The sequence below is a fragment of the Sphingomonas liriopis genome, assembly GCF_024211255.1.
GTDB lineage: Bacteria > Pseudomonadota > Alphaproteobacteria > Sphingomonadales > Sphingomonadaceae > Sphingomonas > Sphingomonas liriopis.
In genome coordinates, this window is the sequence record NZ_JAMLDY010000013.1 from 1 (window position 1) to 11,881 (window position 11,881).

General features: G+C 71.3%; 9 protein-coding genes and 1 pseudogene. 5 read left to right on the forward strand and 5 right to left on the reverse strand.

Translation table 11 applies throughout. From position 1 onward, the window contains the following. Nucleotides 1–111, forward strand: a pseudogene (locus M9979_RS11550) (IS5/IS1182 family transposase); the annotation flags it as partial. 9 nt (nucleotides 112–120) lie between these two features. Here the strand turns inward: M9979_RS11550 and M9979_RS11555 are convergent. From M9979_RS11555 to M9979_RS11570, 4 genes are all read right to left on the reverse strand, one after another. After that, complete coding sequence (locus M9979_RS11555; RefSeq protein WP_254289506.1) at nucleotides 121–1,011, reverse strand: CE1 family esterase; 891 nt, start codon at nucleotides 1,009–1,011, stop codon at nucleotides 121–123. Between the two features lie 145 nt (nucleotides 1,012–1,156). Beyond that, nucleotides 1,157–1,852 carry a hypothetical protein gene (locus M9979_RS11560; protein WP_254289507.1) on the reverse strand — a complete coding sequence of 232 codons (696 nt, stop codon included), beginning with the start codon at nucleotides 1,850–1,852 and terminating at the stop codon, nucleotides 1,157–1,159. A gap of 368 nt (nucleotides 1,853–2,220) precedes the next feature. Further along, complete coding sequence (locus M9979_RS11565) at nucleotides 2,221–4,056, reverse strand: AsmA family protein (protein WP_340689068.1); 1,836 nt, start codon at nucleotides 4,054–4,056, stop codon at nucleotides 2,221–2,223. Between the two features lie 132 nt (nucleotides 4,057–4,188). Beyond that, a complete protein-coding gene (locus M9979_RS11570; RefSeq protein WP_254289509.1) occupies nucleotides 4,189–4,350 on the reverse strand; it encodes a DUF1674 domain-containing protein in 162 nt (53 codons plus the stop codon). Nucleotides 4,351–4,410: 60 nt separating this feature from the next. Here M9979_RS11570 and M9979_RS11575 point away from each other — a divergent pair, with 60 nt between their 5' ends. The 4 genes from M9979_RS11575 (at nucleotide 4,411) to purH (ending at nucleotide 10,135) form a co-directional block, all read left to right on the forward strand. Further along, nucleotides 4,411–5,709, forward strand: coding sequence for an RsmB/NOP family class I SAM-dependent RNA methyltransferase (locus M9979_RS11575; protein WP_254289510.1), 1,299 nt, complete (start codon nucleotides 4,411–4,413; stop codon nucleotides 5,707–5,709). A 210-nt stretch (nucleotides 5,710–5,919) separates the two neighbouring features. After that, nucleotides 5,920–6,576 (forward strand): ribulose-phosphate 3-epimerase, encoded by a 657-nt coding sequence (rpe, locus tag M9979_RS11580; protein ID WP_254289511.1) that lies wholly within the window; start codon nucleotides 5,920–5,922, stop codon nucleotides 6,574–6,576. Next, nucleotides 6,573–8,303, forward strand: a complete 1,731-nt coding sequence (locus M9979_RS11585) for a heparinase II/III family protein (RefSeq protein ID WP_254289512.1) — start codon at nucleotides 6,573–6,575, stop codon at nucleotides 8,301–8,303. The genes rpe and M9979_RS11585 overlap by 4 nt, the downstream gene beginning before the upstream one ends. Before the next feature lie 269 nt (nucleotides 8,304–8,572). Further along, nucleotides 8,573–10,135: a bifunctional phosphoribosylaminoimidazolecarboxamide formyltransferase/IMP cyclohydrolase gene (purH, locus tag M9979_RS11590; RefSeq protein ID WP_254289513.1), complete on the forward strand. Its 1,563-nt coding sequence runs from the start codon at nucleotides 8,573–8,575 to the stop codon at nucleotides 10,133–10,135. A gap of 140 nt (nucleotides 10,136–10,275) precedes the next feature. On the opposite strand, the gene M9979_RS11595 is transcribed toward purH, so the two are convergent. Beyond that, on the reverse strand, nucleotides 10,276–11,790 hold the full coding sequence (locus M9979_RS11595; protein ID WP_254289514.1) for a lipopolysaccharide biosynthesis protein: 1,515 nt from the start codon (nucleotides 11,788–11,790) through the stop codon (nucleotides 10,276–10,278). Nucleotides 11,791–11,881 lie beyond the last annotated feature (91 nt).

An 11,881-nucleotide genomic window follows, 5' to 3' on the forward strand; every position in this document is an offset into this window, starting at 1 on the left:
ATGTTCTGTCGCCTGAAGGACTGGAGACGCATCGCCACCCGCTTCGACCGTAACATCAAGACCTTCATGGCTGCCATCGCCTTCGCAGCAGCCGTCATCTGGTGGTTATGAGTCCGGACCCTAACCCCGCCGATGCCGCGACAGCAGCGCCCATAGCGCCTCGTTGTCGACCACCCAGCTGTGCCCGCCGCCGACCGTGATCCGCGCGGTCATTTCGGCGCCGTCGCGGCAGGCGCCATAATGCTCCTCATACACGCGCGCCGACACGAACCGCGTCACCGGCGCCGCGCGACAGCGGTTGAGCTGCGCCCAGCGCTGTTCGGCGGCGTGCATCGGATAGGACCAATAGGGGGCGCCGCCGCCCTGGATCGGGTTGGTCCGGTCGGCATCGCCGGCGAAGGCGATGACGCTGACCGGCGTCTTCGGCCGGCAGCTGCGCGGATCGGGGCGCGTCGGATCGCGCTTGAGCGGGTTGCCGGCGCGCAAGCCCACGACGGGGGCGATCGCCGCGAACCGCTCCGGCGCGACGCAGCCGAGCCACGACGTCATCCGCCCGCCGCCCGACAGGCCGGTGACGTAGACGCGTGTCCGATCGGCGCAGCCCGCCGCGACCAGCCCGTCGACCAGCGCGGTGAGATAGGCGACGTCGTCGCGCTCGCCCGGGCCGGGGATCGTCCCCTCGACCGTCGGCACGCCGGGGATGTTCCAGACGAAGCCGGTCTTCGCGGCGATGCCGCCGTCGGGATAGGCGACGAGGACGCCATGCCGGTCGGCGGTGGCCGCCAGCCCCGAATCGCGCAGCATCGCCGCACCGGTCGCGGTGCTGCCATGGAGCAGCACGATCAGCGGCGCCGGCGTCGCGCCATCCCAGCCGGTGGGGACATGCACGCCGCTCGGCGTGCTGCCGGCGGGCGCGAAGGTCGAACCGAGCGTGCAGCGTGCCTGCGCGGGCGTTGCGGCGAGGGCCAGCCAGGCCGTGGCGACGGCGGCGAACAGGGGAAAGAGGCGCATATTCATGTGGTGCGGTCGGGGACGCCGTGCGTCAATGTCGCGTGGGCCTTTGGGGAGGCGACGCGGGAGTGAATCCCGCGTCGTCAGTCGCCGCGCTGGCGGCGCTGACCGGGCCGGTTGTAACGCACGGCGCGCAGCGCGTGCGTTACAACCGGCCGAACACCGCCTCGAACCCCGCCCGGTCGCCCGCGGCGAGGAAGCGCGCCTGCTCGATCCACCGGTCGCGGCCCATCCGCCCGGCGAACGGCCCCAGGTGCGCATCGAGCCGTTCCGCCTCGTCGTCGCTCAGCGCGGCGACCTGCCCCACCGTCGTGATCCCCAGTTCGCCGAGCCGCGTCGCCAGCTTCGGCCCCAGCCCCTTCAGCGTCGACACCGGTGCATCGGCGGGATCGCCGGTCGTCGCGGCCGGCTCCGACACCGCCTCGACCGCCGGCGCGGCGTCGAGCGGCGCGCTCGCCGCGATCGGTTCGTTGGCGAGCGGGGCAGGCGAGGGTGCCTCGACCGGTGCCTCGTCGCGCGCGATCGGGGCAGTTGCGACCGGCGCTGCCTCGCGCATGGCAGGAGCAGGCGCCGTCGGTTCATCGGCGATTGGACCGGACGAACGTGCCTCGACCGGCGGTTCGACGCGCGCCGTTCCTGCATGGACGTCGTCGTTGTGGCTGGCGATGTCGCGCTCGGCGGTCTTGCGCCGGCGCTTCAGTCGCGCGCCCCAGACGATCGCGGCGATCACCAGCAATGCGAAGATCGCGACGATCGCGAGATGCGCGACGGTGAAGGCGTCGGTGGTGCTCGGGATCAGGCTGGCACCGGTGGCGCCACCGGCAGTCGCGGTATCGTTCATGCCCCCGACCCTAGCCGCGACGCTACGGCACGGCGAGCGGAAACGTACGCGTGCCGAGTCCTTCGCGGTTCCGATGCACGAACTGCAATCGTTCGTTTCGATCGGGGCGGCACCCCGGCTGCGAGCGGGACCTGTGCAGAAACGCCATGGCAGCAACCGACCCCCACCCCAGCGAAGGCGAAACCTCTGCGAAACCCTGTCCGTGCTCCCGCACAGGCGGGAGCCCAGGAGTCACGCGCGCCATAAGCCGTTGTTTTGCTTGGCTCTGGGCTCCCGCCTGCGCGGGAGCACTGGGGAGGGATACGGACCTTGGCGGGCGTGGTGCCGTTATCATGCAAAGGTCCCGCCCCCGCCTGGCCTTGATAGGCCTACCGCAGCGCCCGCGCCGCCAGCCCGGCGCAATCGGCGTCGGTCGCGGTCGGGCCCTGCCGCCCGGTGATCGCGCGGCCGATCGCCTTGAAGATATTGCCCGCCGACTTCACCTGCGCGGGCACGGTCAGCACCGGATCGCTCAGCGTGCCGGTCATCCACGCCGCGCCGGGCAGCCGCAGCACGCTGTTCCCCTTGGGCGCGCCGGTCAGCCGCAGCGCGATGCGTTCGGCGGGGAGGCTCACCGTACCGCTGCCGTGCAACTGGCTGGCGCTGGTATCGACCACCAGCGGCGCCGCGACCCCGCGCCCACCCTTCACCGGCAACGCCAGCACGACGCAGCGCAGCGTCGCAGTCTCGCCGCCGGCGAACAGCGCCCGGCCCGCATCGAAGCCCAGTGCCGCGGCGTAGCGCGCCGGCAGCGCGCCATCGCGTACGGTAAAGCCGATCCGCCCGTCCGACCGCCCGATCGCGTCGCGGATCGTCTCGCCGCGCCCGGTCAGCCGCGCATGCGCCGCGATCCGCCCGGTAAAGGCGCCGCCGCTGCCCGCCAGCGCCTCGACCCGCGTGCCGGTCAGCCGCAGGTCGACGCCCAGCGTCGGCCATCGGGCGCCGCCGCGCTGCTCGACCGTCACGCTGCCGCGCGCGACGCCGCCCGCCAGCCGGATGGTGAGCGGTTCGACGCGCAGCCGCTGGCGGTCGAGGTTGAGCACGCCCTGCAACCCCGTTACCGACGTCGCCCCGCCATGGCTGAACACGCGCGCGACGCGCACCGCGATGCGGCCGTCGGTCCTGTCGATTTTGGAAAGGTCGATGCGCGTGTTGGGCACGACGCGCGGCCCGATCGCGCGCTCCAATGCCGCGGCCTTCGCCTGCCCCTCGTCCGACGACAGATCGTCGAAGTCGAAGCGGTTGGACGCGACCGCGCCGTCCAGCTTGGTGCGGCCGTCCTGCTTGTCGACGGTGACGTGCCCGGCGATGTCGGAGCGGCCGATCGTGCCCTTCAGACCGGTGACGATCCATTTCGGCGCCTCATGGCGGACGTGCGCGGTGATCGCGACCGGCTGCGTGCCGAACAGCCCCGCCTCGATCACCGCGTCGATCAGCCGCAGGTCGGCGGCACGCGCGTCGACATCGAGCGTCATGGCATCGGTGTCGAGCGGCCGGTCCATATGGCCCTTGGCGCGCATGCGCAGCGCCGCGCCTTCGATCGTGGCGCTGAACGGCCAAGGCCCCGCCGCCGCCCGCGCGACCGACGCCCCGGTCAGCGCGATCCGCACCGGCGTGCCGCGGATCGTGCCGCTGCCGTTCGCGCGAAGCCCTCGTGCGTCGGAGGCGAACGCCATCACCGCGCTGCGCCGCCGCTTGTCGTCGCGATACCGGATCACGCTGTCGCGCACGGTCAGGCCGTCGAGATCGGTCGACGCGCCGCCGCTCTCGGGCTCGCCCGGCCGCGACCAGTTGGTCCGGCCGTTGGCATCGCGCACCAGCGCCAGCTGCAGCCCGGTCACCGCGATGTCGCGCGGCCTGAACGTGCCCGTCAGCAGCGGCCACAACGGAAAGCTCACCCGCGCCTCGCGCAGCCGCAGGAAATCGCCGCTGCCCGCCCACGGCGCCTGACGGATCGTCACGCCGCGCACCGCGATCGTCGGCGTCAAGCCGATCGTGTCGACGCGCTCCATGCTGGCGATGCTCACCGGCCGCCCGAACCGCTGCGTTAGCCGGTCGGCGACGATGCCCTTGAGCAGGCCGAAGGGAAAGGCCGCGACTGCCAGCAAGAGCAGTACGACTACGACCGCAACCCACGACAGGGCTTTACGAAGTCTCACCTTCACCGTTCGCCCTGAGCCTGTCGAAGGGCCTGAGTCTCATCGCGCTTCGACAGGCTCAGCACGAACGGAGTAACTTGGTCATTGGGTCCGTCATGGACCAATGGACGCGCGTCGCCCGATCCGGTTCCGTAACGGTCAGAAATCGACCGCAATGCCCTTCAATTCCCAATCGCCGTAGCGCGTCGGATCGAGGCCTAGCGGGTCCTCCTGCGCCGACGTCTTGTCTTCCGGCTGCGGCACCGGCGGGCTTTCGGTAAGGTAGGCGGGCGGCTTCACATGTGCGGGGCGTTGGCCCATCGCGTCTCTCCGGGCTAAGGGGGACATCCCATATCGTTCCAGCCGTCAGGTTCCACAAGTTTGCCCCGCAAAACCGATTCCGACAATCCCGACGCGCTCGGTACCCCCTCCCGCCGCGCGGCGCTGCGCCTGCTCGACGCGGTGCTGCGCCGGGGCGAGCCGCTCGAACAGGCGCTGGTCGCCGCCACCCGCCACGTCTACGGCCCCGATCGCGGCCTCGCGCACGCCATCGCGGCGGAGGTGCTGCGGCGGCTGCCCGATCTCGACGCGCTGATCGATTCGGTCACCGAACGCCCCTTGCCCGACGATGCCAAGGCGCGGATGGCGCTGCGCGTCGCGCTGGTCCAGGCGCTGGTGCTCGGCACCCCGCACCATGCCGCGATCGCCACCGTACTGCCGCTGGTCGACGGCGGTCCGCGCAAGCTGGTCCATGGCGTCTTCGGCGCAATCACGCGGTCGGGCGTGCTGCTCCCCGAAATCCCCGCGCTGCCGCCCAAGGTCGAGGCGCGCTGGGACGCCGCCTGGGGCCCCGACATGGTCGAAGGCGCCGCGCAGGCGATCGCCGCGCCGCCGCCGCTCGACCTGACGCTCGCCGATCCGGGCGAGACCGACCATTGGGTCGCCGCACTCGGCGGCACCAGCCTGATGCCCGGCCACGTCCGCGTCGCCGATGCCGCGCCGGTCACCGACCTGCCCGGTTTCGCCGAGGGACGCTGGTGGGTGCAGGACATCGCCGCCTCGCTGCCCGCGCGGCTGCTGGCGGACGGGCCAAGGCATGACGGGGCCACCGCGATCGACCTGTGCGCCGCACCCGGCGGCAAGACGCTCCAGCTCGCCGCCGCGGGCTACACCGTTACCGCGGTCGACGTCTCCAACGCGCGGATCAAGCGGCTGCGCGAGAACCTGTTCCGCACGCGACTGAAGGCGGAGGTCATCGCCGCCGACGTGCTGAAATGGGCGCCCGCGGAGCCCGCCGACGCGCTGCTGATCGACGCGCCGTGCAGCGCCACCGGCATCTTCCGCCGCCACCCCGACGTCCTCCACCGCGTCCACCCCGCGATCATCGAAGAAATGGCGGGGTTGCAGGCGAAGGTCTTCCTGCGCGCCGCCGACTGGGTGAAGCCCGGCGGCCGGCTGGTGTTCGCGACGTGCAGCCTCGAGCGCGCCGAGGGCGAGGACCAGCTCGCGCGGTTCCTGTCCGCGCGCGACGATTACGCGATCGATGCGCCCGATCCGGCGCTGCTCCCCGCGGGCGTTCCGGTGCACGCCGACGGCTACGTCCGCACGCTGCCCGGCATGCTCGCCGACAAGGGCGGCTGCGACGGCTTCTTCATCGTGCGGCTGCGGCGGAAGGGGTAACGTCACCCAAATACTTCGTCACCCCGGACTCGTTCCGGGGTCCACCGGGCCACGAGCATACGGCAAGAGGCTCAAGCCTGCCGCCTCGCCGCGGAGTGGACCCCGGAACGAGTCCGGGGTGACGAAGGAATGGGGAGCCGTTCTCCACCAACCTCGCAAACGCCCCAACCGCATTGTAATAGAAACCGACACGGCTACAGAAGGCCGGTCATGCAGCCCGTCCGTATCGCCCCCTCCATCCTCTCCGCCGACTTCGCCAAATTGGGGGAGGAGGTCCGCGCCATCGACGCCGCCGGCGCCGACTGGATCCACATCGACGTGATGGACGGCCATTTCGTCCCCAACATCACGATCGGCCCCGCCGTGGTGAAGGCGCTGCGCCCGCACACGACCAAGCCGTTCGACGTTCACCTGATGATTTCGCCGGTCGACCTCTATCTCGACGCCTTCGCGGAGGCCGGCGCCGACTGCATCACCGTCCACCCGGAGGCCGGGCCGCACATCCATCGCACGATCCAGCACATCAAGGGGCTGGGCATCCGCGCCGGCGTCGTGCTCAACCCCGGCACGCCCGCCAAGATGCTCGATTACCTGATCGACATGGTCGACCTGGTGCTGGTGATGAGCGTCAACCCCGGCTTCGGCGGGCAGAGCTTCATCGACAGCCAGCTGAAAAAGATCGCGGCGATCCGCAAGATGATCGACGCGACTGGCCGCAGCATCGATCTGGAGGTCGATGGCGGCGTCGATCCGACCCACGCCGCGCGCTGTATCGCCGCCGGCGCCGATGCGCTCGTCGCCGGCACCGCCGCCTTCCGGGGCGGTCCCGATCATTATGCCGCCAATATCGCGGCCCTGCGCGGATGAACGATCTGTCGCCCGAACCGCATGACGGGATCGAGGAGGGCAAGCGGCTGATGCGCGTCGGCGGCGACAAGGGGCTGAGCCTTGCCGATCGCCTGTCCGAACGCTTCCACAAGCTGACGTGGCGCACCCCGATCCACACCATGCGGCTGAAGGGCCGTTATCCGTTGAAGCTGATCGCGGTGCCCGACGATCCGCTGATCGGCGACATCGCCCGCGGCCATGCGCTGCTGCGCGGCGAGCTCGCCTTCCGCGGCGAAGCGCACCCGATCGACACGCTCGCCTTCAAGCGCGGCGAATGGGGCCGTCCCTTCGCCGAATATGTCCACAGCTTCGCCTGGCTGCGCGACCTGTCGAGCGTCGCGACGCGCGCACAGGGGGCGCCGATCGCCGAGGCGCTGATGGCGCGCTGGCTCGACGATTATGCCGAGACGGTCGATGCCTTCGCCTGGCGGCCCGATCTGTGGGGCCGGCGCCTCCTGTTCTGGACCGCGCATGCGCCGCTGATCCTGTCGTCGACCGACCTCGTCTATCGCTCCAGCGTGCTCAACACGCTCGCGCGGGGCGCACGCCATCTCGATCGCGGCGCCGACAAGGCCGCACCGGGCAGCCCGCGGATCGCGGCCTGGTGCGGTGTCGTCGCGGCGGGGCTGCTGATCCCCGGTGGCGATCCGCGCCGCAGCTTCGGCGAGGCGGGCCTCGCGCGCGCGCTGGCGGGTGGGCTCAGCGAGGACGGCGGCTCGGTGTCGCGCAGCCCGGCGATGCTCGCCGACACGATCCAGCTGCTCGGCATGCTGCGCGAAACCTACGCCGCACGACGCGAGGAACTGCCCGCCGCGGCGCAAGGCGCGCTCGCCCGCGCGGTGCCGGCGCTGCTCGGTGTCACCCACGGCGACCGCATGCTGTCGAGCTGGCAGGGCGGCGGCCCCTCGACCCCCGACGCGCTCGCCGCGCTGATCGAGGCGAGCGGCATCCGCACCCGCCCGCTGCGCCAGGCGCGCGACTGGGGCTATCAGCGGCTCGCCGCCGGCGGCGCCGTGCTGATCGTCGACGCCGCGCCGCCGCCGATCGCCAAGCTGGTCGAGGGCGGCTGTGCCTCGACACTGGCGTTCGAATTCTCGGATGGCGAACAGCGCCTGGTCGTCAATTGCGGCGGTGCCCGCGCCGCGGTCGCGCAGCTTCCCGCCGCCTTCGCCGAAGGCCTGCGCACCACCGCCGCGCATTCGACGCTGACCGTCGGCGATTCGAACAGCACCGCGATCCACGCCGACGGCACGCTTGGCCGCGGCGTCGGCGAGGTCGAGCTGAGCCGCCAAGAATCGGACGTCGCCAGCCGGATCGAGGCGAGCCACGACGGCTATGTCCGCCGCTGGGGCTTCGTCCACCGCCGCCAGCTGATGCTGACCGGCGACGGCAAGGAATTGCGCGGCGAGGACGCGCTGCTGCCGCAGGGTCGCCGTCGCAAGGCGGGCATGGTCCCCTTCGCGATCCGCTTCCATCTGGGCAGCGGCGTGCAGGTGTCGCCGACCGCCGACGGCCTTGCCGCGCTGCTGCGCCTGCCCGGCGGCGCGCTATGGCAGTTCCGCTGCCGCGGCGGCACGCTGACGATCGAGGATTCGCTGTGGATCGACGGCGAAGGCCGCCCGATCGCGACGCAGCAGCTGGTCGTCGGCGGCGAAGCCCCCGCCGGCGGCGCCAACGTCAGCTGGGCCCTGAAGCGCGCGCTCTGACCGCGGAGGAGGCTGGGCCGCGGGATCTCCCTCGCTTTCCCACCGCCCCTCGTCACCCCGGACTTGTTCCGGGGTCCACTCCGCGGCGAGGCGAACGCACTGAAGCATGAGCGATACGCCCGCGGCCCGGTGGACCCCGGAACGAGTCCGGGGTGACGAAGGAAGGGTGGCGATCGTCGGACAAAACCGATGCCGCCGCTGCGCTACACCTGTTCGCCAGCCCCATCCGCCGCTAGGGGGACGCGCGGCAGCCCCCCGAAGGAACCCCCATGTCGACGATCCCCATCCAGCGCGCCCTCCTGTCCGTGTCCGACAAGACGGGGGTCGTCGATCTCGCCCGCGCGCTCGCCGCCAGGGGCGTCGAGCTGGTCTCCACCGGCGGCACCGCCAGGGCGCTGCGCGAGGCGGGGCTGGAGGTGCGCGACGTCAGCGACCTCACCGGCTTCCCAGAGATGATGGACGGCCGCGTCAAGACGCTCCACCCGATGGTCCACGGCGGCCTGCTCGCCGTCCGCGACGACCCCGAACACGCCGCCGCGATGACCGAACACGGCATCGGCGCGATCGACCTCGTCGTCGTCAACCTCTACCCGTTCGAGGCGACCGTCGCCCGCGGCGCCGACCGCGATACCGTCATCGAGAACATCGACATCGGCGGTCCCTCCATGGTCCGCTCCGCCGCCAAGAACCACGCCTATGTCGCGATCGTCACCGACCCCGCCGATTACGCCATCGTCGCGAATGGCGAGACGACGCTCGACCAGCGCCGCCTGTTCGCCGCCAAGGCCTTCGCCGCCACCGCCGCGTACGACGGCGCGATCGCGCGCTGGTTCGGCACCGTCGATCAGGCGGAGGCCTTCCCCGCCGTCCTGCCGGTGACGATGACCCGCGCCGCCACCCTGCGCTACGGCGAGAACCCGCACCAGTCCGCCGCCTTCTACGCCAGCAACGACGGCGTGGCGGGAATCGGCCAGGCGCGGCAGGTGCAGGGCAAGGAACTCTCCTACAACAACCTCAACGACGCCGACGCCGCGCTGGAGCTGGTCGCCGAATTTTGCGACGCCGCGCCGACCTGCGTCATCGTCAAGCACGCCAACCCCTGCGGCGTCGCCACCGCCGCCAGCCTCGAAGCGGCCTATGCCGAGGCGTTCGCCTGCGACACCGTTTCGGCGTTCGGCGGCATCATCGCGGTCAACCGCCCGCTCGACGCCGCGACCGCGCGCGCGATCACCGGCATCTTCACCGAGGTCGTCGTCGCCCCCGATGCCGACGAGGAGGCGCTGGCGCTGTTCGCCGCCAAGAAGAACCTGCGCCTGCTGCTCACCGGCACCCTCCCCGCCCCGACGCGCGCCGGCCTGTTCGCCAAGTCGATCGCCGGCGGCTGGCTGGTGCAGGGCCGCGACAATGGCACGCCGGGCGAGCTCGAGGTCGTCACCAAGCGCGCGCCGACGGAGCAGGAACTCGCCGACTGCCGCTTCGCCTGGACGATCGCCAAGCACGTCAAGTCGAACGCCATCGTCTATGCGAAAGACGGCGCCACCGCGGGCGTCGGCGCCGGCCAGATGAACCGACTCGAATCGGCGCGCATCGCCGCGTGGAAGGCGAAGGACGCCGCCGACAAGGCGGGCTGGGCGCAGCCCCGCACGATCGGCTCGGCGGTAGCATCGGACGCCTTCTTCCCCTTCGCCGACGGCCTGCTCGCCGCGGTCGAGGCGGGCGCCACCGCAGTGATCCAGCCCGGCGGCTCGATCCGCGACGAAGAGGTCATCGCCGCGGCGGATGCGGCGGGTCTCGCGATGGTCTTCACCGGCATGCGCCACTTCCGGCATTGAGCGACACGGTCGCTCCTCTCTTCCGTTCATGCTGAGCCTGTCGAAGCAGGGTGAGTCCCACCTGCCCTTCGACAGGCTCAGGGCGAACGGTTTGGAGGTGTCGCCGCCTGCCACACATGTGATTTGGTGACCTGCGCGGGTCAGCGCACCGGCGACCCCACATTGGGCAGCGTCGCCTCCTCGGCTTTGGGCATCTTGCCGAACAGCGCGCGGTCGGCAGGCCCGAACGCCCATTTCCACAGCACGAACAGATAAGTCGTGGCGATGGCGGGCTCGCCGGCGAGCAGCTCGAGCCATTCGAACCGCGGCGGCAGCATCGTGAACGCGCCCCCGACGACGATCGCCGCCAGCGCCGCCCACAATAGCGGCCAGCGCCACGGCGACACCGGCGCGGCGAGGATGCGCCCGAGCAGCGTCGCCTTCACCACCGAGGTCAGCCCGACGCTGACCATCAGCGCCACCGCTGGCCCCGCCGCCTGCCACGTCGTCGGCCAGCCGGCCGCGCGCATCGCGGCGATCAGCACGAAGCTCAGCACGATCTGCACCCCCAGCATCACGACCGAGATCACCAGATTGCGATGCCGCGCCGTATAGACCAGCGCCGATTCGCACACCGCCCCAGTCGAGGCGAGCACCTCCGCGGTGAGCAGGAAGCCCAGCGCCGCGCTGCCCGCGACGAACTGCGGACCCACCACGCCCATCACCGCTTCCGCAGGGATCGATCCCATCAGCGCCAGGCCCGCCTGCGCCGCCATGATCCAGAACGCGACCTGCCGCACCTGGTTGGCGATCGCGGCGCGGTCGTTGACCGCAAGGCTCTGCGTGATGACCGGGCCGAGGATCGGATCGAAGCTGGTCTTGAGCTTCTGCGGCAGGCTCGCGACCTGCTGCGCCATATAATAGATGCCGACGACCTTGGGCTCGAACATCACGCCGAGGATGAAGCGGTCGACGTTGCGGCTGCCCCATTCGAGCGCGTCGGCACCGGCGAGCGGCGCGTTGGCGCGGGCCAGCGCGAAGAGTTGCCCCAGATGCGGCGACCAGCCGCGCGGCACGCCATAGCTGCGCACGAACGGCACGAAGCTGGCGATCAGCGCCGCGGTCATCGACGCGACGTACGAGAGGACCAGCCCGTCCTTGATCGTGAAGAAGGAAAAGACCCAGGCCGCGATCGAGATCGTCCACGGCTCGACCACCGCCCGCGCGGTCACTGCGGCCTTGACGTTATGGCGATAGGCGAGCGCGGCGAGGCTGACGTCCGACCATGCCACCGCGACGATGATGCACGGCAGGAACCGGTCGAGCCCGGTCACCTGCGTATTGGCGTACATGACCTGCGGGAAGGCGATGAGCACGGTACTCGCCGCGATCGACAGGATGAAGGCGAGCGCCAGCGCGTCCCACACGACGCAGACGTGCGGCTGGTCGGACGAGGACAGCGCCTGCGCGAGCCCGCGCTTGAGGCCGAGCGTCGCGACCAGCGCGGCAAGCTCGACCACCACCACAGCCAACGCGAAGCGGCCGACGAGGTCCGGGCCGTAGAGCCGCCCGGCGATGAACAGGAACGGGATGCGCGCGGCGAGCCGCAGCACGAAGCCGGCGATGTTGGTCCGCCCGCCCTTGGCGAGCGCGTCGATGTCTTTCGATTCGGTCACGGGCGACGGGGCATGTCGCCCTCACCCTTCCGCGGCTGCGCCGCTCCCTCCCTCTCCCGGCGGGAGAGGGAGAAGACGCCGAAGGCGGCGC

Coding starts and splice junctions, on each gene's coding strand:
- M9979_RS11555 (WP_254289506.1), bottom strand. CDS start 1,011: ATGCGCCTCTTTCCCCTGTTCGCCGCCGTCGCCACGGCCTGGCTGGCC.
- M9979_RS11560 (WP_254289507.1), bottom strand. CDS start 1,852: ATGAACGATACCGCGACTGCCGGTGGCGCCACCGGTGCCAGCCTGATC.
- M9979_RS11570 (WP_254289509.1), bottom strand. CDS start 4,350: ATGGGCCAACGCCCCGCACATGTGAAGCCGCCCGCCTACCTTACCGAA.
- rpe (WP_254289511.1), top strand. CDS start 5,920: ATGCAGCCCGTCCGTATCGCCCCCTCCATCCTCTCCGCCGACTTCGCC.
- M9979_RS11585 (WP_254289512.1), top strand. CDS start 6,573: ATGAACGATCTGTCGCCCGAACCGCATGACGGGATCGAGGAGGGCAAG.
- purH (WP_254289513.1), top strand. CDS start 8,573: ATGTCGACGATCCCCATCCAGCGCGCCCTCCTGTCCGTGTCCGACAAG.